Below are 23,967 nucleotides of genomic sequence, written 5' to 3'. Positions count from 1 at the left end.
CTCAATGGGGGTCAGAAGTCCGTGGCGTAGCTCTTGTCCCGTGCGCGGGCGGCTGGGACCGTCGGCGCCGACTCGCCCGCCGCGGCGAGCGCGCGGGCCGCGTCCAGGCGGGCGGGGCGGTAGTAGCCGCTGCCCTTGAGCCGGTACACCGTCATCGGGACGAGGCCCAGGGCGAGTCCGCCGAGACCGATGGCGAGGGCGGTGGTGGACAGTTCGCCGAGCGACTCGACGAAGGCCCACAGCATGAACGCGGAGCCGAACAGCGGCCACACCCCGCCGAGCAGGAAGTTCTTCAGTGACCGCAGCAGCAGGGTTTTGTAGGCGACGACGGCGGCGATGCCGGCCAGGCCGTAGTAGAAGGCGATCTGGAGGCCGATCGCGGCGACCGCGTCCCGCAGGATCCGCTGGACGCTGCCCGCGGCGGCCGCGGCGCCGAAGAGGACGAGCGCGGCGACGCCGACGGCCGCGACCGCGACCCACGGCGTGTTCCAGCGGCGGTGGACGAGGCCGAGGGAGGCGGGCAGGGTCCGGTCGCGGCCCATCGCGAAGAGCGAACGGGTCACCTGGAGCAGGGTGGTCTCCAGGGTCGCGACCGTGGACAGGAGCACCGCGACGACGAGCAGCTTCCCGCCGACGCCGGGCCAGATCTCCTGGCCGAGGACGGCGAGCACGTTCGGGCCGGCGTCCAGGATCCGGTCGGCGGGCAGCAGCACGTTCACCGCGACCGTGAAGACCTCGAAGAGGAGGAAGACGGAGCCGACGCCGACCAGCGCGGCGAACCCGGCCGTGCGCTTGCTGTTCCGGGTCTCCTCGCTGAGGTTGCTGGTGACGTCCCAGCCCCAGTAGTAGAAGGCGGCGATCAGCGCGCCCGCGGCGAAGCCCTCGGGCCCGTGGAAGTGACCGAAGCCGAACCAGGACCAGTCGAAGGCGACCGCCCGCCCCCGGTGCGCGACCGCCGCGAGCACGAAGGCCAGCAGGATCGCCATCTCCACGCCGGACATGAGGAGTTGGGCCCGTACGGTGAGCCGGATGCCGCCCAGGACCACGCCGAGCATCAGCAGGAACCAGCAGGCGCCGACGGCCGCGGCGAGCGGCGTCGAGGCGGCCAGGCCCTCGTCGAAGAGGGCGAGGGTGAGGGCCCCGGCGGGCAGCGAGCCCGCGACCATGAAGACGGTGGCGGAGAAGACGAGCGCCCAGCCGGAGAGGAAACCGAGGAAGGGGTGGAGGGTGCGGCCCACCCACGAGTAGCCGGCGCCCGCGTTGACGTCGATCCGGCCGAGCCGGGCGTAGGCGAGGACGATGCCGAGCATGGGTATCGCGCAGTAGAGCAGCGCGGCGGGCCCGGCGAGCCCGACGGCGCCGAAGAGCACGGCGGTGGTCGCGGCGAGCGAGTACGCGGGGGCGCTGCCGGCGACGGCCATCACGATCGTGTCGAAGGTGCCGAGGACATTGGGCTGGAGCCCTCTGCTGGTGGTCGTGCGCATGACGGTGTCCTCGGAGTCCTGGGAGCGGGTGGGGGGTTCCGGACGGCGGAGGGAGGGAGGGGGCTGGGTGGGCAGGGCGAAGTGGCCCGCTCGGCGAGCCGGTCGGCCGCCCCGGATCGGACGCGGGCAGGGGTGGGGGCCCTGATCACGGCGGGGGCGGTCGAGCGCATCGTAGTCGCCCGGGTGGGATCCGGTAACGGTGGTAGGAGGGTTCGCTTCCGTGACCGCCGGTAAGTTTCTCCCCGCGCCCGGCGTATCGGCTCAGAACGGGTTTACCGCAGCTCGGGACCGGCGATGGCGCGGGCCGCGCGCACCTCCTGACGGAGCGGGGCGAGGACGCCGTCGTCGTCGCCGGGCAGCTCGGCGCGGACCGCGACGAGGGTGTCGGTGGCACGCAGCCCCTCGGCGAGCTCCCTCAACTCCCGCGCCACCGCCGTCACCTCCGCCGGGTCCGGCGGAGGGGCGCCGTGCGCGACGCGGATGCGGGCGGCGGTGGTGGCGTCCACGATCCGCTCGACGGCGATGGCGAGCGGCCACCAGGCGGCGGCGCGGGTACCGGCGGGCGGCGGCTCGGTGAGGGCCCGCTGGAACTCGGAGCGGACCGCCGACAGGTCCCGGTACAGCTTGCGGCGCGCCCGCGCCCGGCCCGCCCCCGCCTCGGGGGCGAAGGCGCGGTCGACGTACGCGGCGGCGTCCGCGACCGCGTCGGCGAGCCGGTCCCCGATCCGGCTGTGCCAGGACTCCGGCCACAGCAGGTACCCGGCGACCAGCGCGATGGCGCAGCCGATGAGCGAGTCGTACAGGCGGGGCAGGACGAGGTCGAAACCCTGCTGGTTGAGGGCGTCGGAGAGCAGCAGGACGACCGGCGTGACGGCGGCGGTCTGGAAGGCGTACCCCTTCGCGGAGAAGGCCGGGACGAGCGCGGCGAGCACCGCCATCACCGGCACGTCCCACCAGCCGCGCGGCACCTCGGCGAGCACCAGCGCCGCGGAGACCAGACCCAGGCAGGTGCCGACGGCACGCAGCACCGCGCGCGAGAAGACCGAGCCGAAGTCGGGCTTCATCACGAAGGTGACGGTGAGCGCCACCCAGTACGAGCGGGGCACCGGGATCAGCGAGACGAAGACCTGCGCGAGCCCGATGCAGAGCGCGAGACGGAGCCCGTACCGCCAGGCCGGCGCGGAGAGCAGCATCGTGCGGGCGGCGCGGCGGACCCGGACGGTGAGGGCGGCGGGGCGGCCGAGCCGGTCGTCGACGTGGGGGTGCCCCCTGGTCGAAGACCTCGGGGGAGGGTCGGGCTCGGCCTCGTGGACGACGGTGGCGGCGTGCCGGAGGGCGTGCGCGACGGCCTTCTCCGAGGGCCGGACCGCCGGAGGGAGTACGAGCTCGGGCTGCTCGGTGCGGCCGGTCTCGACGGAGTCGGCGAGCGCGCGGACGGTCGCGGCGACGGCCGGCGGCAGCGGCCCGTACGCCCGCGCCCGCAGGTCGGCGGCGGGCGCGGCCTCCAGGAGCGGGACGAGCACGTTGAGCTGGGCGAGCAGCCGGGCCAGCGAGGAGGTGCGCCCGTGCTCGCGGGCGCGGCGGGCCAGGATCAGGTCGTACGCCTGGTTGAGGGAGGCGGTGACCGCGTGCCGCTTCTCCTGGTACGCGTCGGTGCCCGCGGCCTCGTACAGCTCGGCGACCGTACGGTACGTGGCCGCCACCGCGGCCCGCTCGGGCGCGGCGCGGCGCAGCGGCCAGCCGAGGAGCGTGAGCACCAGGACGACGAGACCGCCGAGGAACAGCAGGAGCGGCGCCTTCCACCACGGGTCGGGCAGGGGGAGGCCCGCGCCGATGACCGCGTTGAGCAGGAGCAGCAGCCCCGAGGCGGAGGCGACCGCGCCGATCGAGGAGATCATCCCGGAGGCGAGCGCCACGAGCGTCAGCGTCGCGACCGCGAGCCAGCCGTGCCCGAAGACGAGCGTCCCGAGCGTGACGCCGAGGGCGCCGAAGAGCTGCGGGACGGCGATGTTGAAGACCCGCATCCGGTACGCGTCGGCCGTGTCCCCGATGACACCCGAGAGCGCGCCCATCGAGACGAGCGCGCCCTCGGCGGGGCGGCCCGCCGCGAGCCCCACGGCGAGGGGCGCGGAGAGGGCGAGGGCCGCGCGGGCGACGGCGGGCCAGGGGACGGGCACGGGCGCGGGCCGGAGCCCGGCGGTCAACCACGCGGGGGGCGCCGCGAGTGCCTTCGCCCTCCGGCCACGGCTTCGCTCCATGCGGCCTAACTTACGCGCGGGGCCCGGCCCATGCGGGTCCGGCCCATGCGGGCCCCGCACCTGCGGGCTGCGCCCGCGCCCCGTTGCGGCTTCGCCGCTCCGTTGTGGGCAATCGTTCCGCTGGGGCTGGGGGTCCCCCCCCGGACGTAGCCCTTGGGGGAGGGGGCACAACGGAACGGTGCCCTTCGCCGGGCCTAGGCTCCCGCGCCTGAACGCCCCGCACACGCGCGGCCGCACCGTGGGTGTGCCCACCCGTTCCGCCCCTGCGGAACGCCTGCCCACACGGCGCGGAACCGGCCCGCCGACATCGGGCTTGGGCACAGCCCGCAGCTGGGGGGCGGGGGCGCAGCCCCCGGTCAGTTGCGGTAGGACTCGACTTCCGCGGCGGGGCGGAGGGTCGCCGTGTCCGGGTCCTCGCCGAACTCCGCTTTCGCGCGGCGCTGCCGCAGCAGGTCCCAGCACTGGTCGAGGCGGACCTCCAGTTCCGCGAGGCGCTGGAGCTCCTCGGGGAGGAGGCCGCCGGTGCGGCTGCGGAGGGCGCGTTCCTCCTCCACGAGCGCTCCGATGTCGTCGAGGATCTGCTCGTTGTCCATGCTCCCAGCGTGGCCGATCAGCGCCCGTCGTGCAGGTCGAGGTCGGCGAGGACGGCCCGGTGGTCGCTGCCGGGCAGCGGGAGGAAGCGGGTGGCGACGGGATAGAGGTCGGAGGTGCTCAGGACGTGGTCGATCTGGACGTACGGCGGCAGGGGGCCTTCGGCCGGCCAGGTCGGGACGCGGGAGGCCCCGGTGGTGCGGGCCGCGTCGAGGAGGGGGCCGGCGGAGACGACGGACCGGAAGGCGGCGTGGTCCTGGGAGGCGTTGAAGTCGCCGGCCAGGATCAGCGCCTCGTCGGCGGGGCGGGCGGCGACGGCGTCCCGGAGCCGGCCGAGCTCGTCCTTCCAGAGCCGGACCTGGCCCGGGACGGGCGGCATGGGGTGCGCGAGCTGGAGCCGTACCGCCCGCCCCGCGATGTCCGCGGTGGCGCCCGGCATCCCCATCACCGAGGGCACGACGGCCCGGTCCCGCAGCGGATACGCGCTGAGGAGGACCGAACCGGCGGAGCCCTCCGCCTCGACGGCCACCTGGTACGGCAACCGCCCGGACAGCGCCGCGACGAGGGCGCGCCCGCAGCCGGGGTCGCACTCGGAGACGTACAGGACCTGGGGCCCCTCCCTGCGCGCCAGGTCGATCAGGGCGCCGGTGCCCTGCCCGAACTCGACGTTCGCCGCGACGACCCGGACCCGGGCGACCGGCAGGCCGTGGGTGACGCCGGTGAGCGGCGTGTACGGCAGCGACGTCCACGCCGTCCCGGCGAGGACGAGCACCGCGAGGAACGCGAGACCCCGGCGGCGGGCGAGGCCCGCGCACAGCAGCCCGAGCCCGGCGGGGACGGTCAGCCAGGGCAGGAAGGAGAGGAGCTGGGGGAGGGGCGTGACCCCGTCGGTGCCGAGCGCCCGGCAGCCGGCCACGACCGCCGGGACCACCAGGAGCGGCCCTGCGGCCCAGGCGGCCGCGCGGGTGCGGAGCCTGGGCCGCAGGGGAGGGCGCGGTAGGACGGCAGCCGTACCCGTATTCGTACTCGTACTCGTGTCGATCGCGGTGGCTCGGTCCACTTCCTCAGTGTCGCAGGATCTCAGTGTCGCAGGGCCTGGGAGATCTCCGCCTTCGTCGCCCCGTCCAGCGTCCGATTGCTGCGCGCCGTACCGGACTTGGAGGCTCCGGCTCCGACGTCGTCGATGGAGAGGACGACCGCGTCGAGGAGGTTCCCGCCGTCGTCCCGGAAGGTGACCATGACCGTGTAGTCGGCGGTCTTGTCCTGGGGGTTGGTGGCGGTGATCGTGGCGACCGTGCGGTCCCCGTCGGTCGAGGTCGGCCCGGCCCGGACGTCGCCGGTCGCGTTCACCCCGTCCTTGACCTCGTCCATCTTCGCCTGCGCGGCCTGTACGGCCGAGGCGACGGCGGCGCTCGCCGAGGAGACGATGTCCCCGGCGGTCTCCTTGGCGGCGTCGCACCCGGTGGCGGCGCCGGTCACGGCGAGGGCGAGGAACAGCGCCCCGCCCGCCCGGCGCATGCGGGCTCGGGAGGTCATCGGTGCGCCTCCTTCCCTCCGTACCGTTCGCCGGGGCCGTACGCGTCGTCCGTGGCCAGGGCCCAGATCACGAAGATCGAGACGGCCATGGAGAACAGCGCCCACCACGGCTGGTAGGGCAGGAAGAGGAACTGGGCGAGGATGTTGAGGGACGCCAGGGCGATGCCGGCCACCCGGCCCCACTCGGCGCCCTTGAGGATCCCGTAGCCGGCGATGGCGAGGATGACGCCGAGGATCAGGTGGATCCAGCCCCAGGCGGTCAGGTCGAACTTGAAGACGTAGTCGCCGACGCGGGTGTAGACGTCGTCCTCGGCGATCCCGGCGATGCCCTGGAAGACGTCGATGAAGCCGGTGACGAGCATGAGGACACCGGCGAAGAGCGTGCCGCCGGAGGCCCAGGCCTCGCTGGTGGACGACCTCTGGGGGGCCGTGGGCGGGGGCGGAGGCGGGGGCGGGGGCGGGGGTGCGCTGTTCTGGCTCATGGCCTCATCGTGGGAGTGTTCGCCCCCTTTCGGCCGTTCTGGCTGAGCCGTCCGGGTGAGAAGCGGTGATCCGCTGATCCACTTGCGGGGCGCGGGCTGCTGGTGTGCCCTGGAGGGTGCAGCAGCAGGGGGGCGAGACGAAGGAGCTCCTGCCATGGCCGCACACGCAGCCGTACCCGCACGGCGCTCCGTGCACCTGCACGGCGCCGTCCTCCCCGCCCTCATCGGCATCGCCTACGGCCTCTACGCCCCGGTCATCTCGCGGCACGGCGGCGCGCTCACCTGGGGCCAGCTCTGGCTCGGCATCATCTCCGCGATCGCCGTGGCGGGCGCGGTGTACGCGCTCCGCACCTACGGGCACCTGCTGCCGCGCGAGGCGCGCGGCACGGCGTGGGGAGCGGTGGCCGGCGGCGCGATCGGCTTCCTCTACAGCCTGTCCGGGGCGAGCATCCTCTCGGCGAGCGTCCTGGGGCTGATCGTCGGCGTGGGCGTGGGCGCGGCGGCGTTCTACCTCTTCTACACGCACGAGGACGCGGAGGGTCACCCGGCGCCGTACTGACGCCGGGGTCCCAGGTGTCCCAGGAGGCGGAGGGATGAGCGGGCTCGCCATCGAGACCGAAGGGCTCGTCAAGGTCTTCGGGAGCACCCGGGCCGTCGACGGCATCGACCTCCGCGTCCCCGCCGGCACCGTCTACGGCGTCCTCGGGCCGAACGGCGCCGGCAAGACCACCGCCGTGAAGATGCTCGCCACCCTGCTGCGCCCCGACGGCGGCCGTGCCCGGGTCTTCGGGCACGACGTCGTCAAGGAGGCCGACACGGTACGCGGCCGGGTCAGCCTCACCGGCCAGTACGCCTCCGTCGACGAGGACCTCACCGGCACCGAGAACCTCGTCCTCCTCGCCCGCCTCCTCGGCCACTCCCGCCCCGCCGCCCGCGACCGCTCCGAGCAGCTGCTCGCCGCGTTCGGGCTCGCGGACGCGGCCGGCCGGCAGGTCAAGAACTACTCGGGCGGCATGCGGCGCCGCATCGACATCGCCGCGTCCATCCTCAACACCCCCGACCTGCTCTTCCTCGACGAACCGACCACCGGCCTCGACCCGCGCAGCCGCAACCAGGTCTGGGGCATCGTCCGCGCCGTCGTCGCCCAGGGCACCACCGTCCTGCTCACCACCCAGTACCTCGACGAGGCCGACCAGCTCGCCTCCCGGATCGCCGTCATCGACCACGGGAAGGTGATCGCGGAGGGCACGAAGGGCGAGCTGAAGGCCTCGGTGGGCTCGGGCTCGGTCCACGTACGCCTCCGGGACCCGGAGCAGCGGACAGAGGCCGAACGGGTCCTCGCCACGGCCCTGAACGCCACCGTCCAGCTCGACCCCGACCCCGTCGCGCTCACCGCCACCGTCGACGGCCACGGCACGCACGGCGGTACGGACGGCGGCTCCGACCTCGGCGCCGCCGAACAGGCCGCCCGCGCCCTCGCCGCGCTGGCCCGCGCCGGGATCACCGTCGACAACTTCGCGCTCGGCCAGCCCAGCCTCGACGAGGTGTTCCTCGCCCTCACCGACAGGGACGCAGGGAGGGACGCAGGGAAGGGACCACCCGCATGAGCTCCACGACGTCCACCGACACGCCCACGGACACCGGCACCGAGTTCGCCGCCCCCCGCCCCGACGAGCTCGCCGCCCTGTTCGTCGGCCGGACCCGTCCGCCCCGCCCCAGCGCGCTCTCCGCCTCGCTCACCTTCGGCCGGCGGGCCCTGCTGAAGATCAAGCACGTGCCGGAGCAGCTCTTCGACGTGACCGCGTTCCCGATCATGATGGTGCTGATGTACACGTACCTCTTCGGGGGCGCGCTGGCCGGCTCGGTCTCGGCGTACATCCAGTTCCTGCTGCCCGGCATCCTCGTGATGTCGGTCGTGATGATCACGATGTACACCGGCGTCTCGGTCAACACCGACATCGAGAAGGGCGTCTTCGACCGCTTCCGCACCCTGCCGATCTGGCGGCCCGCCCCGATGGTCGGCTACCTCCTCGGCGACGTCGTGCGCTACCTGATCGCCTCCGCCGTGATGATGTGCGTCGGCCTCGCCATCGGCTACCGCCCCGACGGAGGGGTGGTGGGCGTGCTGCTCGGGGTGGCGCTGCTGCTGGTCTTCTCGTTCGCCTTCTCGTGGATCTGGACCATGTTCGGCCTGCTGCTGCGCAGCGAGAAGTCCGTCATGGGCGTCAGCATGATGGTGATCTTCCCGCTGACCTTCCTCTCCAACGTCTTCGTCGACCCGAGGACCATGCCGGGCTGGCTCCAGGCCTTCGTCAACAACAGCCCGGTCACCCATCTGGCGACGTCCGTAAGGGAGTTGATGGCCGGGAACTGGCCGGCGGCGGACATCGCCTGGACGCTGGGGTGGTCGGCGCTGTTCGTGGCGGTGTTCGGTGCGGTGACGATGCGGCTCTACAACCGCAAGTGAGACCTACTGCCTCCGGGGCGTCTTCTGCTGGACGGCCCACCGGTTGCCGTCCGGGTCGGTGAAGTACACGAAGGATCCCCACGGCTGGTCATCGATCGCGCCGACGCCGATCCCGCGCGCGGTCAGGTCGGCGTGGGCGCGCTCGATGTCGTCGACGACGACCTGCATGTTGTCGAGGGAACCCGGCGCCATCTCGGTGATCCCCTTCCCGAAGGCGATCGAGCAGGCCGAGCCGGGCGGGGTCATCTGCACGAAGCGGATCTCCTCGTTGACGGTCACGTCGTGGTCCGCGTGGAAACCGACCTGCTCGTAGAAGGCCTTGGCACGGTCGACGTCGGTGACCGGGACGCCGACCAGTTCGAGTTTGATGTCCATGAGGGCATCCTGCGCCGGGGCGGGGGGCTCCGCACGGCGGAGAGGTCCCTCCGTACGTATGCCCTTGACCTTCCTCCCTGCCTGACGAGCTTCCGCCCTCGGTTCGCCTCAGTCCAGCCGCAGGTCGGCCAGCTGCTTCTCGAAGGGGACGATCTCCTCCGTGTCGGTCTCCCCGGACCTGCGGTCGGCCGTCGTCGCGACCAGGGTCGCGAACTCCTCGCCGGCCCGGGTGATCCGGGACGGCAGGCCCTCCGTGTAGGCGTCGCCGCCGGTGCCCCAGTCCTCCGAGGCCGCGTAGACGGCGGTGGGGGCGGTCTGGGCGCGGAGGTAGGCGAAGAGGGGGCGGAGGGCGTGGTCGAGGACGAGGGAGTGGCGGGCGGTGCCGCCGGTCGCGGCGATGAGGACCGGCGTACCGGTCAGGGCGGCCGGGTCGATCAGGTCGAAGAAGGACTTGAAGAGGCCGCTGTAGGAGGCGGTGAAGACGGGCGTCACCGCGATGACGCCGTCCGCGCCCGTCACCGTGTCGATCGCGCCCTGGAGCCGTTCCGACGGGAAGCCGGTGACGAGGTTGTTCGCGATGTCGACGGCGAGGTCGCGGAGTTCGACGACCTCGACGTCGACCGCGTACTCCTGCTCGGCGAGGCGGTGGCGGGCGGCCTGGGCGAGCCGGTCGGCGAGCAGCCGGGTGGAGGAGGGGCTGCTGAGCCCGGCCGAGACGGCGACCAGCTTCAGCGTACGCATGGTCAGGACTCCTTCTGCGCGGTGACGGTCTTCGTGGTGACGGCGGGGTGGAGGGGGGCGGTGGCCGGTACGCCGGCCGGGCGCAGGCTCTCGAACTCCTTGCGCAGGACCGGGACGACCTCTTCGCCGAGGAGGTCGAGCTGTTCCAGGACCGTCTTCAGCGGCAGTCCGGCGTGGTCGATCAGGAAGAGCTGGCGCTGGTAGTCGCCGACGTACTCGCGGAAGGAGAGCGTGCGCTCGACGACCTCCTGCGGGGAGCCGACGGTCAGCGGGGTCTGGCTGCTGAACTCCTCCAGGGAGGGGCCGTGGCCGTAGACCGGCGCGTTGTCGAAGTACGGGCGGAACTCCCGTACCGCGTCCTGAGAGTTCTTCCGCATGAAGACCTGGCCGCCGAGGCCGACGATCGCCTGCTCGGGGGTGCCGTGGCCGTAGTGGGCGTACCGCTGGCGGTAGAGGCGGACCATCTTCTCGGTGTGCTGCCTGGGCCAGAAGATGTGGTTGGCGAAGAAGCCGTCGCCGTAGTACGCGGCCTGTTCGGCGATCTCCGGGGAGCGGATGGAGCCGTGCCAGACGAACGGCGGGACGCCGTCGAGCGGGCGCGGGGTGGAGGTGAAGCCCTGGAGGGCGGTGCGGAACGTGCCCTCCCAGTCGACCACGTCCTCCCTCCACAGCTTGTGGAGGAGCGCGTAGTTCTCGATGGCGAGCGGGATGCCCTGCCGGATGTCCTGCCCGAACCACGGGTAGACCGGGCCGGTGTTGCCGCGGCCCGTCATCAGGTCGACGCGGCCGTCGGCGAGGTGCTGGAGGGTCGCGTAGTCCTCGGCGATCTTCACCGGGTCGTTGGTGGTGATGAGGGTGGTGGAGGTGGAGAGGATCAGGTTCTCCGTGCGGGCGGCGATGTGCCCGAGGAGGGTGGTGGGGGAGGACGGGACGAACGGCGGGTTGTGGTGCTCACCGGTCGCGAAGACGTCGAGTCCGACCTCCTCGGCCTTGAGCGCGATGGCGACGGTGTTCTTGATCCGCTCGTGCTCGGTGGGGGTGCGGCCGGTGGTGGGGTCGGTCGTCACGTCGCCGACGGTGAAGATCCCGAACTGCATCGTGGTCACCTCTCGCGGTTCCTGGCTGTTGGTTGAATCTTTAATCATCGAGTCCAACGGTGCCACCGCTCGCCCTATTCCGCCCGTACCCTGGACGGCATGACGGAGAAGACGCACGACAACGAAAGCTGGAAGGAGCGGGGCGTGATGCTCCGCGTCTTCGTCTACGTCTTCGCCACGCACGCCTTCGCGGGCTTCGTCTGGCTGCTCTTCTGCGTGGGGCAGAACGCTCAGAAGTGATCGCCCGGAAGTGCAGGGCCTCCGCACGCCGCCCCTGTGACCCTCATTTTGCGACTGGAGAAGGTCCCCGCTTTCGAGAGGGGGAGGAATCCGGCTCCCCGCGTGGCGGGGCAGAGGGAGCCGGGGCGCCGTCGGGTGATTTGGCTTCCGCTCCGGCGTTGGCGAGCCCGACCTCGATGAGGTGCAGGATCTCAGAGTTGATGGACCGTCGGTCGGCAGCCGCCTGGGCGCGCACGCGAGCGTGTAGGTCGTCGGGGAAGCGGACGTTGAAGTTGACCATGGCTGCATAGTGTAGCTACGGTGTAGCCATGATGGTGACGCGAGTAGCCGAGGACGCCGGGTGCGCCCGGTGGACGTTCCGGCTGCGTGTGTCGTCCGCCGCCCGCACCGCGCTGATGGGCGAGTGGGGCCGGTGCCGCTGGATCTGGAACGAGTGCGTCGCCAAGTCCCAGCAGATCCACCAGTGGAACAACAAGCGCCCCGAAGGCGCGGACCTGCGGTCCGGCGCAGCTCGACAACATGCTGACCGAGGCGCGCGGGGCGAACGCGTGGCTGCGTGAAGGCTCCAGCGTCCCCCAGCAGCAGCTCATCCGTGACTTCGGGAAGTCCCGCGCCAAGGCGCAGAAGGACATCAAGGAACGCCTGCCTCTGCGGCAGCGCGCCGGGATGCCGAAGTACAAGAAGAAGCGCGAGGCACTGCCGTCCCTGAACTACACCCGGCGTGGTTTCCGTCTCAAGGACGGGAAACTGCACCTGGCAGGTGGCATCGCGCTGACCGTGGTGTGGTCGCGGGACCTTCCGGTCGTGCCTTCCAGTGTGCGGGTCTATCAAGACAACGTCGGGCACTGGTACTGCTCCTTCGTCGTCCCGGCCGAGGTGCAGCCGCTCCCCGAGACCGGCGCGGTGATCGGCATCGACTGGGGCGTGAGGGAGACCGCCACCACCACCTCCGATGCCCACGACCTGCCCCACGCCCAGCACGGTAGGAACGCCGCGGCCAGGCTCGCCCGCTACCAGCGGATGATGTCCCGCAGGAAACCCGCGAAGGGCAAGCCCGGCTCCAAGGGCTACAAGGCGGCGAAGAGGCAGGTCGCCAAGCTGCACAAGAAGGTGGCCCGCCAGCGCCAGGACACCGGCCGCAAGTGGGCCAAGAAAGTCGTGCGCGACCACGACGCCCTCGCGGTCGAGGACTTCAGGCCGAAGTTCCTCGCCAAGTCCACCATGGCCAAGAAGGCCGCCGACGCCGCCATCGGCGTGACGAAGACGGCCCTGATCGAGATGGGCCGCAAACACGCCAGGACCGTGTACCTGGTACACCCCGCGCACACCACGATGGACTGCGCGCACTGCGGAGCGAGAGCCAAGCACGCACTGCCGCTGGGAATGCGCACCTACACCTGCACACGATGCGGAGTCTCCTCCCCGCGAGACAAGAACTCCGCGCACGTGATGCTGGTCCGGGCTGGTCTCAACCCGGCTGGTGTCGAGGACGTAAGACCGCTGGGGCCGCCGGCCCCGGTGGCGGTCTGAGCCAGAAATCCCCACATCAGCCCTGGAGAGGGGAGGAATCCCCTCCCTTAAGGGAGGGGAGGTCTCAAGTAGAGTCCCGGACGTGAACGGTGCGATATCGGTATCGGCAGCGGCGGTGTCGGTCGTCGGAATCGGCGCGGACGGCTGGGACGGGCTCCCCGAGACCTCCCGCAGCGTCCTGCGCGCCGCCGAGGTGCTGATCGGCGCCCCCCGGCAGCTGGACCTCCTCCCCGAGGACGCCTGCCCCGGCGAACGGATCGCCTGGCCGTCCCCGCTCCGCCCCGCCGTCCCCGGCCTCCTCGCCGCCCACGAGGGCCGCGCGCTCGCCGTCCTCGCCAGCGGTGACCCCTCCTTCTACGGCATCGCCCGCACGCTCGCGGAGACGATCGGGGCCCACAGGCTCGACGTCCACCCGCACCCGTCCTCCGTCTCGTACGCCTGCGCCCGCCTCGGCTGGCCCCTGGAGGCCGTCGAGACGGTCTCGCTCGTGGCCAGGCCGCTCGACGCGCTGCGCGCCGCCCTCCACCCCGGCCGCAGGGTCCTCCTCCTCGGCGAGGGCCCCGAGACCCCCGCCCGGGTCGCGGCGCTGCTGCGCGAGGCGGGCTGGGGCGGCACCCGGATCCGGGTCCTGGAACAGCTCGGCGGCCCCGCCGAGCGGATCCTCGACGGAACCGCCGCCGACTGGCCGTACGAGCGCACCGACGCCCTGCACGTCCTCGCCCTCGACTGCGTCCGCGACCCCGGCACCCTGCGGCTCGGCGCCACGCCCGGCCTGCCCGACGAGGCGTACGAGCACGACGGCCAGCTCACCAAGCGGTACGTCCGCGCCGCCACGCTCGCCGCGCTGGCGCCCGCCCCCGGGGAACTCCTCTGGGACGTCGGCGGCGGCTCCGGCTCCATCGGCGTCGAATGGATGCGGACCCACCGCGACTGCCGGGCGATCGCCGTGGAACGCTCCGGGGAACGGGCCGCCCGCATCGCCCGCAACGCCGCGGCCCTCGGCGTACCCGCCCTCCGCGTGGTCACAGGCCCGGCCCCCGAGGCGCTCGCCGGACTCCCCGCCCCCGACGCGGTCTTCGTCGGCGGCGGCCTCACCGCCCCCGGCCTGCTCGACGCCTGCTGGGCCGCGCTGCCGCCCGGCGGCCGGCTCGTCGCGAACACGGTGACGCTGGAGTCCGAGGCGCTGCTGGCCCGGTGGTACGGCCGCCACGGTGGCGAACTGATCCGACTGGCGGTCTCCGCCGCCGTCCCCGTGGGCGGCTTCACCGGCTGGCGCGCGGCGATGCCGGTCACCCAATGGTCCGTAACGAAGGGTTCCACCGACTCATGACCGTCTACTTCATCGGCGCGGGCCCCGGCGCCGCCGACCTCATCACCGTGCGCGGCGCGAGGACCCTCGCGGCCTGCGGAGTCTGCCTCTACGCGGGCTCCCTGGTCCCCCGCGAGCTCCTCGCCGAGTGCCCGCCGGACGCGCGGCTGGTCGACACGGCGAAGATGCACCTGGACGAGATCGTCGAGGAGATCACCGCCGCGCACGAAGCCGGCCTGGACGTGGCCCGGCTCCACTCCGGCGACCCGTCCGTCTTCAGCGCCATGGCCGAGCAGATGCGCCGCCTCGACGCGGCCGGCATCCCGTACGAGGTCGTCCCCGGCGTCCCGGCCTTCGCGGCGGCCGCCGCCGCCCTCAAGCGCGAGCTCACGGTCCCCACGGTCGGCCAGACGGTCATCCTCACCCGCATCGCCCAGCAGGCCACCCCCATGCCGGAGGGCGAGGACCTGGCCACCCTCGGCCGCAGCGGCGCCCTGCTCGTCCTCCACCTCGGCGCCCGCTACGCCGACCGGATCGTCTCCGAACTCGTCCCCCACTACGGCGAGGACTGCCCCGCCGCCGTCGTCGCCATGGCCAGCCGCCCCGACGAGATCGTCCTGCGCGGCACCCTCGCGGACATCGCCGACCAGGTGAAGGAGGCCGGCATCACGAAGACCGCCGTGATCGTCGTGGGCCGCACCCTGGCCGCCTCCGAGTTCCGCGACAGCCACCTCTACGACCCGGCCCGGGACCGCCACACCTGCTGACGGCCCCGGCGGCCAGGCGGCCGGCGGCCCGGCGCCTCAGGCGTTGGGCCGCTTGCCGTGGTTCGCCTTCTTCTTCTTGCGGGCCCGCTTCTTGTTGCCGCGCTTCGCCATGGGGATTCCTCCTTGTTCCGTGGGGGACTGCCGGGGATTCCTGCGCTGTCGAGCCTAGGTTCGGGGTGGGGGACCCGCACGTCGACGTGGAGCACCATGGACGCCATGGAGATCACGACCGAGGAGTTCCACCGGAAGGCGCCGCAGATCCTGGCTGCGGCCGTCGCGGGCGAGACCGTCACGGTGACCAGGAACGGCGTCGCCGTGGCGCGAGTGGTGCCGGCGGGAGACGACGCGGAGGTGCTGCGCCTGCGGCGCGAGCGTGACCGCGACCGGCTCCGGGAACTGGTCGACTGGCTGGAGGAGGAGTACGGCCCGGTCACGGAGGCCGAACTGGCCGCCGCCCGCGCCGAGCTGGCCGCACTCGACGCCGAGCACAAGCGCCGCCGCGACGCCCGGAAGGAGCGCGCGGGGGAAGCCACGTGACGAGGCCCGCCGTCGGCTGTCAGTGCCGTGCGCTCCAATGGGCCCATGACCGTCGAGGACGTGGCCCGGGCACTGCCGGGCATCGGGGAACTGCGCGACCACTGCCGGGGGCTCGCACTGCTGGAGGCGATAGTGAGCCCCGAGTGGGAGTCGCGGTACTACTCCTTCGCCGAGGACACCGCGACGATGCGGGACGGACAGGGCGACGAGTACCGGATCGTCTTCTCCCCAGCCGGAGCGTACGCGGAGGGCTTCGCGCACGAGTCGGTCATGAGCCCCTGGGCGCACGGGGACGACCCCGAGGTGTGGCCGGGCGTCCTCGACTCCGTACCGGAGGCCTTCCGCCCGTACGTCTCCGAGGCCGACGCCGACGGCCCGCCGGCCGTCACCGCGTGCCTGTGGCGCGCGGCCACGGACACCGCCTGACGCACCGGCACGATCACCTTCCCCGCCGGGGGCGACGGCGAGCCCGACGGCTCCGACACCCTCTTCGAGCTGCTCGTCGACCGCTCGGCGGAGGCGTACGCGGAGTGGGCCTCGTACTACTACGAGACCGAGGTCCCCGTCGAAGCCGCCCGCCACGTCCTGTCCCTCCGCCCGCTGACCCAAGAGGTCGTCACGGCCCTGAACCCGGACCTGACGCTCGCGGACCTGGCGGAGGACCTCGCGGAGACGGGCTACCCGACGGCCTGACGGCAGCGGCGCGTGTTTCGCCCGGGATGGCCGAGCGCGGAGACAACCAGGTATGGCACGACAGACGACCGTCTCCGAGCTCCGGCGCGAGCGGTTTGCACGGCGGCTCCCCGCCGACCTCTCCGCGCTGCGGGGCCCCGACCGGGGGCGGGTGCGGCTGCCGCTGCACCTGGCGTGGTCGGGGCTGACGGAGTACGACCTCGACCGGCCCCGGCTGCGGATGAGCTGCTACCGCACTGTCCTGGCCGAGGGCGGCCGCGACGACCTCGTACGCCACCTCAACCGGGACCTGCTCGTCGAGATGTGGCCCGTGCTGCGCACCCTCGTCAGCAAGGACCTGCGGGTCGTCTGGGAGGAGGCTTTCCGTGAACTGGCACCCGCGCCCGCCATCACGGCCGGACGCGCGAGGTGAGCCTCACCGGTCTGCCCCGCCGCCCACCTGCGGTCCGGGCCCCGGAAGGCGATGGGAAGGGGCTCACGCGGGCCTCTGGTCGCCGGTACCGTTCCCGTACGGCGTACGAGCTGGAGGAACAGGAGGCCATCGGCCGCCGGATCAAACGGCGCCGACTCGGCCTCGGCATGGCGCAGGCCGACCTCGGCCAGGCCGTTCGCAAGTCGCAGGCGTGGGTGTCGAAGGTCGAGGCGGGCCGGATCGAGCTGGACCGGACCAGTCTGATCAACATGATCGCGGCCGCGCTGCACTACCATCCCAACGATCTGATCTCCCGTCCCTACCTGGGCAGTCCGAGCGACGAGCAGTGGCAGCCGGCGGCCGCGTCGATCCTGCGCGAACTCCGTCGCTACGATCTCACCCCCGTGTTCGACGGCACTCCGCGCCCCTCGGCCGAGCTGTGGGCGGACATGAGGGGTCTCCACCGGCTGCGGGACGCGGCCGCCCACGTGGCGATCCTGCGGAGCCTGCCGGACCTCCTGCGCGAGGCTCACGCCCTTGCCGACCGGTCCCATGGGCGTGAGCAGGAGGAGGCGTTCGGGATCTACGCCGTGTGCTGCAAGTTCGCCCACACCTCCGCCCATGCGCTCGGCCACCCCGAGCTGGTCGCCACCGCGTGCGAGCGGGCCGCCTGGGCGTCACGGCTGTCGGGTGATCCGGTCCTTCCCGCCGTCGCCGACTGGATGCGCGTCTGGGACATGTGGGCCACCGCCGACTGGTCCGACGCCCTCGCGCTCGCGGACAAGGCGCTGGCCGGCATCGAGACCGAGTACGAGCGCGGAGAGCCCCGCGCCCTGCGGGCCTGGGGCTCCATCCAGCTCCGGGCGGCCGTCTCGGCGGCGCGGGCGAACAACAGGGCCGAGACCGAGCACCGCATCGGCCTCGCCCGGCAGGCCGCCGACCGCGCCGACGCCACGGGCGGCGAGCCGTTCGACGACCGGCACTCCCTCACCTTCTCTTCCGGGAACGTCACGATCCACGGCATCAGCGTCGCCCTGGAGATGAGTGACCAGCGCCGGGCCCTGGCCCTCAACCACCAGGCCGACCCCGGCCCGATCGAAGCCCTGCCCAACTCCCGCCAGGGACACCACCACATGGACCTCGCACGGGCCTACCTGTGGGACGGCGACCGCCACCGCGCACTGACCGAACTCCGCAAGGCCGAGGGCCTGGCACCACAGCTCGTCCGCAACCACCCCATCGCCAGAGCCACCCTGCGAAAGATCGTGTACGCCGAACGGGCCTCCACCCGCCAGCAGTTGCGCGGCATGTCGAGCCGTTTCCACCTTGATGACCAGGGCCTGTTCTCCTGATTCATGTACGGCCCGGCTCGGAGGCGGCGGCCGCCAGGTGGCATCCCACGTGTTGGTAAGGACGGCTGTTGGTGAGGGGTGAATAGACCCTCGGGGATGTCGTAGCGGGGTGCGACAATCCGTCCGTGTCCGAGGAGCTCTCACGTTGGTATCGGGGTCGCCTGGTGGGCGGTCCGTTCAGGCCGTTCGACCCAGGCGAGTGCGCCGCGCTGGAGCGGGAGATCGGGCTGCCCCTGCCACCCGCGTACCGCTCGTTCCTGGAAGCCGCCGGCGGGGAGAAGCTGGACTATTCGGTCCGCCTCCCGGCTTGTGAACCCGAACCAGTGCAGGGCTTCGACGGCCTCTATCAGTTGGGCCGTGACGACGCCGGTGAGTACGGCTGGGGCACTCTTCTGGGCGAGTACCGGCGCAGTCGCGACGGGTGGCTCGCCGAGAACGTGCCCCTGACTGGCCTGCTGCCCATCGCCCGCAACGGCGGCAGCGACACCCTCTTCCTGGACCTGAACCCGGCCACTCATGGCCAGCTCCATGCGTTCGTCCACGCCATCGCTTGGCCGGGGTATCTGGGCAACCATGTCTTCACGAAGGTCGCCGACAACTTCGACGCCTACCTCGACAGCCTGTTCATCGACCCCGACACGGCGGAAGACGCCTGGGCCGACGTCGCTGACAGCGATCCTTCGGATCCTTGGCGTAGGACCGTCGAGGAGTGGCTGGACAAGGAGCTGCCGGCCTGGCGTGCCGAAGCCTGGGCCACCTCCTGACCTGGAGGCGCTTCCCTCAAGCGCCTTCGGGTCCCCGGGGACTTCGCAGGGCCGCGTAGCCCAGGTAGTCCGTTCCAGCGCGTTCGGCGTAGCGCATCGCCGTCTGAGGGGTCACGCCCAGGGCGTCTGCCAGGACGGCCGGCGGGGCTTCGCGGACCATCTGGATCCAGGCTCTGGAGCGCGTGGCCATGGCCGGGATCCCGGATGCACGGAGAATCGTCGCAACGCTGTAGACGTGCATCGTCCGCCCGGGCATACGTCCGGGAAACACCAACGGGCAGTCCGGATTCGCGGCCGTGCTCAGGCCAGGGCGAGAAGCGAGATGAACCCGGATCACGGCGGCTGCCGCCTCCGGAACGTCGATCCAGTCTCTGCCGAGCTTCACCTCCAGCCCGTTCGGGCCTTCACGGAAGTCGTCCATGCGCATCGTCACGACCCTGGCGAGGGGTTGTCCGAAGAGGACGAGCATGATGCCGATGGCCCGGTGGGCTGCCGGCAGGGTCTCATGGAGAAGCAGAGCGCGGAGCGCTTCGACATGGTCCTTCTCGCTCGCGAGAGGGCCGTTGCCGTGAGGCGCCCAGGGAACGGCGAGCTTGCTGACCAGCCGCTGCTTGAGGGCCCAGTAGAGAAAGTTGTTCGCGTGCCCGCGCGTGCTGGTGCCGTTACCGAACCAGGCATCGACGTCATGCTGACTGCACTCGTCCAAGCTCCTTCCGCGGTCGCCGAGCCATTGAAGGAACTGGATGGCGACGGTCGTGTGCTGCTTGGCACGCAGGAAGGCGTTGGCAGTTACGGGTTGTTGGTCGGAGTCGTCTCGTCGTAGACGCCGCATCACGTGCCACCGCGTGTAGCGCTCGATGAGGCGCCGGTGATCAGCATCGGGGATCGTGTCGAGCTTCGAGGTGAGCCAACGGCCGTAAGCGATCAGGTGCTCGTCGCGCCAAGGAAGGCAGTTGTGAGCGACGAGCAGACCCCGCAGGTATTCGATCGTTCTGGATCGCGGCAGTGAGTCGAGTGCGTCGTGGCTGAGCTCGATCTCCCCAACTGCCAGACCGCGTAGAAGTTCTGGCACGCGCCGGTTCATGTGGATCCAGGCCCATCCGCTGTTCGGACGGGGCATCCCTGTGATCGCCTCCGCGAGCGGCCGCAGCCTCTCGGGTATCTCCCCGTCCGGACCCGCCAGGAGCTTGTTGATCCTGTCCGTGAGCAGGCACCGCCAACAGACATTGGAATCGCTGGCCAGGTTCTCCTCGCCGCATCGCTTGCATCGCACGTCGAGCGGCACGTCGCAGCAGCGGACGCAGAGCGGTCGCGCTTCGGCGTCGAGCCCCGGGAGAATGCCCTCGTGACCGCAGGCAGCGCAGGTTCCCTGGCGGTTGCGGGCCGCGCGCACGCAGTAGAAGCAGACGATGCCCTCGGGCCAGTGGCGACTGGCGGGGTAGCAGGAGCCGCAACGCACACAGGATGGGTACCTGCTCGGATCGGAGGTGTACTTCCGGGGTGCGGGCATGGTCAGTCCTCGATGATGCGAGCGCGCTCGGGACGAAAGTCGGCATTGATCTCGATGACGGCCGCCTCACCAGCCGTTCGCTTGCGCCGGTCTGCTTCGACGTACGGTTCGATGAGGTCGGCGGGCGAGCAGGCGAGGATGTCGCAGAGCGCCGCCAGGACCGGCAGAGAGAGGCGCTCGGGCCGGTCGGTGACCAGGCGGTAGACCTGTGCGGTGGACAGGTTGATGCCGCGCTCGCGCAGGAGGGGGATGAGTTCGGTGGTCTTCCAGATGTTGTGCGCGGCCATGATCCGTCGCAGGTGCCAGTGGTAGCCGAGTCGCCTGATCATCGCGGTCCTTCCCCGGTCGCGGTGCTGATCGCTCGACCGATCGTGCCGTCCAGGACTTTGCGCAGCGTGCGGGTGCGAAAGTCCGACGACACGGAGGTGTAGAGCGCGGTGGTGGACGCGTAGGAATGCCCGACCTGCTGCTGGACGAACAGCGGGTCGTAGCCGGCTTCGATCAGGTGCGTCACGTAGGAGTGGCGCAAGCAGTGCAGCGTCAGCTCCTGCGGCAGCCCCAGTGCATCCCGGTAGGCGGCGAACCGGTCTCCAAGAGCCCCCATGTCCAGGCGCGGTGACCGTTCACTCGGCCAGAGGGCGTCGCTCTTCGCGGCGGTGTCGAACACGGTGCGGTAGCTGCCGATCCATTGCTCCATCACCTTCACCGACCAGGGAAAGACGGTCAGCACGCTGCGGCGTTTGGGAGCGGAGCCCTTGGACGCCTTGCCCCAACGGACGTAGACCACGCCAAGGTCGCCGAACTCAGGAGCGTGCGGATTGTGTCCAAAGTCCGCGAGATCGAGCTTGATCACCTCACGACGACGCAGCCCCCAGGCGTAGGTGGCCTTCATCGCGGTCGCGTCTCGCATGGCCGGGAGCCAGCCCTTGCGGCCCGAGGTTCGGGCGGCTGCCACCTGGTCGTCGGCGTAGTCGAAGAAGCGCTGAAGTTCGGCCTTGGTCAGAGCACGGCGGCCGGGCCGGCCTTCGTACTCGGCGGCGTGCACGGCGGTGTTCCACTCGAAGAACACCTGGGCTGGATGGCTGCCGAAGAGACGCTCGCTGACCGCTGTCCACTCGTAGCGAGGGTCGGCGACGTACTCCAGGAACATGCGGACGTGACCGTGATAGCCGCGGATCGTGGAGTGGGACCGTTCCCTACCGTCGCTCCGCAGGTGGGCGGTGTACTCCTCAACATCCGTAGGGCGCCACGTCCACGGCCACTCGCTGGTGAAGCGCTGGAACCGCCGTACCGCGAGGAGCCGGTCCGCGATCGTGTCCTTGCTCAGATTCCGGGCCAGCTGCTGATCACGCCACCCCGCCAGCATGCCCTCGAAGACCTGGGTCTCCGGGTGCAGGAGCGGAGCACCGCCCACGATGAACAGCGACGGTGCCGCCCCCGGCACGTTCCATGTGGAACCGCCCACGCCAACCCCCTACACACTGCGAGAAGGGCGAATGAATCGTTCATTAGATGAGAACGAGCAGGGTTGCCGCAGGTCACGCGGGCAGCCGACCTGTGGTCAGGGCAGATCTGCGGTGGCTCCGGGCTGCGACAAGCCGATGCCTGCCTGTTCAGGCGCCCCTACCAGCGAGAGGTGAGTCGTCGCACCTGATGCAATTCACGGCACTTCCGCTCGGATCACTGGATTTATGCGGTCCGGAATCCTGACGAACGTCTCGTCCTCTCCGGACTCAGTCGTCCAGCGGCTCGGCGAGATGGGCTGCGGCGATGGCGTCGATGCGGCGTGCCAGGTCGAAGTCGGCTGCGGTCAGTCGGTGGCCCGCGTCGTGGGTGGTGATCCCGAACCGGATGCGTCCCCACCGCAGGTCGATGTCGGCGTGGTGGCTGATCAGCCGCTCGACGTCGGCGACGTGCACGATCATCGCGACTCCGCCGTGGTAGCGGATCCCAAAGCTCCGGGTGATCTCGTCGCCCTCCCGTCGCCAGCCCGGCACACTCGCGAGCGCCGCCTCGATCTCGCCCTCCGACAACGGCGTCTTCTCGTCCGACACGTCAACTCCCCTCCGTCACCGGCGCCAGGACCTCGGCCAGGTCCCGGCCCACCGGCGCATCGTGCCACGGCCGCATGACCCGCTCCAGCGCGGTCAACTCCCGCCGCATCCTCGCCGATCCGGTCTCCACCGCGATGGTCACCACCTTCCGTGCGATCTCCACGGCCTGCTCCGGCTGCCGCGCGGTCGCGGCGGCGGTGGCGTGCCGGGCCATGTACACGCCCCGGTCCCGCCGCGCGCTCGCGGGCACCACGGCCAGGACCTGCTCCCACAGGCGGCTCGCTTCGGTACCGAGACCGAGACGGCCGTAGCAGGTGGCCCGCTGAACCTCCAGGTAGCCGGGTGTCCGCCTGCACGCGTTGCCCCACGGCAGGTCGTCGTCGACCTGTGGCAGCAGCCTGTCGGCCGAGTCGATGAGCCGGTCGACCTCGGCCCGGTCCTGGTGCCGGAGGAGGCTCGCCCCGTGGGCCTGCTGCTGCATGGCCATGACCTGGATCTTCGGCACCACCTGGTCGTCGGCGAGGGCGGCCTCGCACAGGTCGACGACACCGGCGCCGTCACCGAGGTCGGTTCTCACCTGGGCCGAGTTCACCATGGCGTAGCCGATGAGACGCGGGTCGCGAGCGCGGAGAGCAGTCTCCTGCGTGATGCCTCGCCAGAACGCGGCAGCACTGAGGTCGCCGGCGTCCTGGTAGAGCCAGCCGATCAACGCGGCATAGGCGGCGCCGACGCGGAGCAGACCCCGGCGGGTCTCGCCGGTCGCCGAGCGGGTCAGCTTGTCGATGAGCTGATACTGCGGCCCCAGTGTGCCGATGAGGTCGTGAGGTCCGAGGAGCATGTCCGCGCGGTAGTGCCCCTCCAACTGGGACTGGAAGTAGTCGATGAGCGCGGGGTCGACCTGCTGTGTGGAGAGAGGCCCGGGGACCAGCGCTGGGGCGGTGACGGCCAGGAAGGCGGCGGTCTGCATGCTGGTCTCTTCGTGGTGCTCGGGTCGGATCCAGCCCGGTGGCGGGGTGAACCCGAGCTGCTCGGGCCAGCGCCCGAGGACGTCGTGGAGGACGAGCGCGGTCTCTTCCGAGGGCCAGCCCGGACGGGACCCTTCCCACCTGCGCCAGGTTCTTGGGCTGACGTTGAAGTGGGGATCGTCGAGGAACCGCCGCCCGCACGCCGTGAGTTGCGTGGCGGCCATCTCCGCCGACCGCCAGCCGACACGGAGTCTCGCGGCGCGGAGGGCGTCATTGCGGGTCATGCCGCCAGTGTGAGGTGTCATCGCGGTCCCTCGGGGCCGTGGCCGCGACATGGCCGTACGTGGCCACTCGATGGCCTGTCTGTGCGGACGGGTGCCCGCACATCATCGACCCACAGCCACCGGGGCGTACGGCGAACCGCAGGAAAGCCCCCGACGGAGGGAGGCAAGGATGGTCATGGCAGATCTCGGAGACGTACAGCTGCCCCGTTTCGGCACGTTGACGCAGCGGCAGCAGCGTGGCCAGGACTGTGTGTGGTGCGGTGTCACCCTCGCCGCCGGTCACGTCGTCGACCTCGGCCCGCGCCGCTACCGGCGCGCCGGATGGTCCACCCAGTGGTTCCCCCGAGCCTGCAAGAAGCACCCGGCCGGAGGTGCGCGGTGACCGAAGTCCTGGTGCCGGAATGCCGGTTCGGAGTCCATGGGGCCTGCCGGACGGCAGAAGTGATCGTCGAGGGCATCGTCATCGTCCGCGCCCGTCGCTGCGACTGCTCCTGCCACGAGAAAAGGAAGCACGATGAA

General features: G+C 71.5%; 26 protein-coding genes and 2 pseudogenes. 13 read left to right on the top strand and 15 right to left on the bottom strand.

What is annotated here, in order from left to right; genetic code table 11:
- Positions 1–11: 11 nt before the first annotated feature.
- The 6 genes from QK442_RS25295 to QK442_RS25270 form a co-directional block, all read right to left on the bottom strand.
- Positions 12–1,484: an APC family permease gene (locus QK442_RS25295; protein WP_282696355.1), complete on the bottom strand. Its 1,473-nt coding sequence runs from the start codon at positions 1,482–1,484 to the stop codon at positions 12–14.
- A gap of 272 nt (positions 1,485–1,756) precedes the next feature.
- Positions 1,757–3,742 (bottom strand): FUSC family protein, encoded by a 1,986-nt coding sequence (locus QK442_RS25290; protein WP_282696354.1) that lies wholly within the window; start codon positions 3,740–3,742, stop codon positions 1,757–1,759.
- Positions 3,743–4,098: 356 nt separating this feature from the next.
- Positions 4,099–4,335, bottom strand: coding sequence for a DUF2630 family protein (locus tag QK442_RS25285; RefSeq protein WP_282696353.1), 237 nt, complete (start codon positions 4,333–4,335; stop codon positions 4,099–4,101).
- 17 nt (positions 4,336–4,352) lie between these two features.
- Positions 4,353–5,393, bottom strand: a complete 1,041-nt coding sequence (locus QK442_RS25280) for an endonuclease/exonuclease/phosphatase family protein (RefSeq protein WP_282696352.1) — start codon at positions 5,391–5,393, stop codon at positions 4,353–4,355.
- Positions 5,394–5,413: 20 nt separating this feature from the next.
- Complete coding sequence (locus tag QK442_RS25275; RefSeq protein WP_282696351.1) at positions 5,414–5,869, bottom strand: hypothetical protein; 456 nt, start codon at positions 5,867–5,869, stop codon at positions 5,414–5,416.
- Positions 5,866–6,351 carry a hypothetical protein gene (locus QK442_RS25270; RefSeq protein ID WP_282696350.1) on the bottom strand — a complete coding sequence of 162 codons (486 nt, stop codon included), beginning with the start codon at positions 6,349–6,351 and terminating at the stop codon, positions 5,866–5,868. Before QK442_RS25270 ends, QK442_RS25275 begins: the two co-directional genes overlap by 4 nt.
- A 154-nt stretch (positions 6,352–6,505) precedes the next feature.
- Between QK442_RS25270 and QK442_RS25265 the strand changes: the two genes are divergently transcribed.
- From QK442_RS25265 to QK442_RS25255, 3 genes are read left to right on the top strand one after another with little or no spacing between them, the layout of a single operon-like run.
- Entirely contained in the window at positions 6,506–6,910 is a 405-nt protein-coding gene (locus tag QK442_RS25265; RefSeq protein ID WP_282696349.1) for a hypothetical protein, read from the top strand.
- A 34-nt stretch (positions 6,911–6,944) separates the two neighbouring features.
- Positions 6,945–7,958: an ATP-binding cassette domain-containing protein gene (locus QK442_RS25260; RefSeq protein WP_282696348.1), complete on the top strand. Its 1,014-nt coding sequence runs from the start codon at positions 6,945–6,947 to the stop codon at positions 7,956–7,958.
- Entirely contained in the window at positions 7,955–8,818 is an 864-nt protein-coding gene (locus QK442_RS25255; protein ID WP_282696347.1) for an ABC transporter permease, read from the top strand. The genes QK442_RS25260 and QK442_RS25255 overlap by 4 nt, the downstream gene beginning before the upstream one ends.
- 3 nt (positions 8,819–8,821) lie before the next feature.
- Here QK442_RS25255 and QK442_RS25250 read toward each other — a convergent pair whose 3' ends face one another.
- The 3 genes from QK442_RS25250 to QK442_RS25240 form a co-directional block, all read right to left on the bottom strand.
- The gene (locus QK442_RS25250; protein WP_282696346.1) at positions 8,822–9,193 is read right to left on the bottom strand and encodes a VOC family protein; all 372 of its coding nucleotides are present in this window, start codon (positions 9,191–9,193) and stop codon (positions 8,822–8,824) included.
- Between the two features lie 108 nt (positions 9,194–9,301).
- The gene (locus QK442_RS25245) at positions 9,302–9,934 is read right to left on the bottom strand and encodes an FMN reductase (protein ID WP_282696345.1); all 633 of its coding nucleotides are present in this window, start codon (positions 9,932–9,934) and stop codon (positions 9,302–9,304) included.
- 2 nt (positions 9,935–9,936) lie between these two features.
- Entirely contained in the window at positions 9,937–11,031 is a 1,095-nt protein-coding gene (locus QK442_RS25240; RefSeq protein WP_282696430.1) for an LLM class flavin-dependent oxidoreductase, read from the bottom strand.
- Between the two features lie 99 nt (positions 11,032–11,130).
- On the opposite strand from QK442_RS25240, the gene QK442_RS25235 reads away from it, so the two are divergent.
- On the top strand, positions 11,131–11,271 hold the full coding sequence (locus QK442_RS25235; protein ID WP_282696344.1) for a DUF6126 family protein: 141 nt from the start codon (positions 11,131–11,133) through the stop codon (positions 11,269–11,271).
- Positions 11,272–11,314: 43 nt separating this feature from the next.
- On the opposite strand, the gene QK442_RS25230 is transcribed toward QK442_RS25235, so the two are convergent.
- The gene (locus QK442_RS25230) at positions 11,315–11,551 is read right to left on the bottom strand and encodes an Arc family DNA-binding protein (RefSeq protein ID WP_282696343.1); all 237 of its coding nucleotides are present in this window, start codon (positions 11,549–11,551) and stop codon (positions 11,315–11,317) included.
- A gap of 28 nt (positions 11,552–11,579) precedes the next feature.
- On the opposite strand from QK442_RS25230, the pseudogene QK442_RS25225 reads away from it, so the two are divergent.
- The 8 genes and pseudogenes from QK442_RS25225 (at position 11,580) to QK442_RS25190 (ending at position 18,635) form a co-directional block, all read left to right on the top strand.
- A pseudogene (locus tag QK442_RS25225) lies at positions 11,580–12,801 on the top strand (transposase).
- Positions 12,802–12,883: 82 nt separating this feature from the next.
- Positions 12,884–14,131, top strand: coding sequence for a precorrin-6y C5,15-methyltransferase (decarboxylating) subunit CbiE (cbiE, locus tag QK442_RS25220; RefSeq protein ID WP_282696342.1), 1,248 nt, complete (start codon positions 12,884–12,886; stop codon positions 14,129–14,131).
- The gene (gene cobM, locus QK442_RS25215; RefSeq protein ID WP_282696341.1) at positions 14,128–14,877 is read left to right on the top strand and encodes a precorrin-4 C(11)-methyltransferase; all 750 of its coding nucleotides are present in this window, start codon (positions 14,128–14,130) and stop codon (positions 14,875–14,877) included. The genes cbiE and cobM overlap by 4 nt, the downstream gene beginning before the upstream one ends.
- Positions 14,878–15,093: 216 nt before the next feature.
- A complete protein-coding gene (locus QK442_RS25210) occupies positions 15,094–15,414 on the top strand; it encodes a type II toxin-antitoxin system prevent-host-death family antitoxin (RefSeq protein WP_282696340.1) in 321 nt (106 codons plus the stop codon).
- Positions 15,415–15,459: 45 nt separating this feature from the next.
- A pseudogene (locus QK442_RS25205) lies at positions 15,460–16,107 on the top strand (hypothetical protein).
- A gap of 52 nt (positions 16,108–16,159) precedes the next feature.
- Positions 16,160–16,519, top strand: coding sequence for a transcriptional regulator (locus QK442_RS25200; RefSeq protein WP_282696339.1), 360 nt, complete (start codon positions 16,160–16,162; stop codon positions 16,517–16,519).
- 110 nt (positions 16,520–16,629) lie between these two features.
- Positions 16,630–17,871: a helix-turn-helix transcriptional regulator gene (locus tag QK442_RS25195; protein WP_282696429.1), complete on the top strand. Its 1,242-nt coding sequence runs from the start codon at positions 16,630–16,632 to the stop codon at positions 17,869–17,871.
- A 125-nt stretch (positions 17,872–17,996) separates the two neighbouring features.
- Positions 17,997–18,635: an SMI1/KNR4 family protein gene (locus QK442_RS25190; RefSeq protein WP_282696338.1), complete on the top strand. Its 639-nt coding sequence runs from the start codon at positions 17,997–17,999 to the stop codon at positions 18,633–18,635.
- 16 nt (positions 18,636–18,651) lie between these two features.
- Here QK442_RS25190 and QK442_RS25185 read toward each other — a convergent pair whose 3' ends face one another.
- From QK442_RS25185 to QK442_RS25165, 5 genes are all read right to left on the bottom strand, one after another.
- On the bottom strand, positions 18,652–19,920 hold the full coding sequence (locus tag QK442_RS25185) for a hypothetical protein (RefSeq protein WP_282696337.1): 1,269 nt from the start codon (positions 19,918–19,920) through the stop codon (positions 18,652–18,654).
- A gap of 227 nt (positions 19,921–20,147) precedes the next feature.
- Positions 20,148–20,474 (bottom strand): helix-turn-helix transcriptional regulator, encoded by a 327-nt coding sequence (locus QK442_RS25180; RefSeq protein WP_282696336.1) that lies wholly within the window; start codon positions 20,472–20,474, stop codon positions 20,148–20,150.
- The gene (locus QK442_RS25175) at positions 20,471–21,610 is read right to left on the bottom strand and encodes a tyrosine-type recombinase/integrase (RefSeq protein ID WP_282696335.1); all 1,140 of its coding nucleotides are present in this window, start codon (positions 21,608–21,610) and stop codon (positions 20,471–20,473) included. The genes QK442_RS25180 and QK442_RS25175 overlap by 4 nt, the downstream gene beginning before the upstream one ends.
- Positions 21,611–21,878: 268 nt before the next feature.
- A complete protein-coding gene (locus tag QK442_RS25170) occupies positions 21,879–22,199 on the bottom strand; it encodes a 4a-hydroxytetrahydrobiopterin dehydratase (RefSeq protein WP_282696334.1) in 321 nt (106 codons plus the stop codon).
- A gap of 1 nt (position 22,200) precedes the next feature.
- Positions 22,201–23,448, bottom strand: a complete 1,248-nt coding sequence (locus QK442_RS25165; protein ID WP_282696333.1) for a Twin-arginine translocation pathway signal — start codon at positions 23,446–23,448, stop codon at positions 22,201–22,203.
- A gap of 175 nt (positions 23,449–23,623) precedes the next feature.
- Here QK442_RS25165 and QK442_RS25160 point away from each other — a divergent pair, with 175 nt between their 5' ends.
- Positions 23,624–23,830, top strand: coding sequence for a hypothetical protein (locus QK442_RS25160; RefSeq protein ID WP_282696332.1), 207 nt, complete (start codon positions 23,624–23,626; stop codon positions 23,828–23,830).
- Positions 23,831–23,967 lie beyond the last annotated feature (137 nt).

The organism is Streptomyces sp. CC208A (genome assembly GCF_030010625.1).
Lineage (GTDB): Bacteria > Actinomycetota > Actinomycetes > Streptomycetales > Streptomycetaceae > Streptomyces.
Note: the sequence above shows the minus strand (reverse complement) of the source record. Positions and strands in the feature narration are given on the sequence as shown.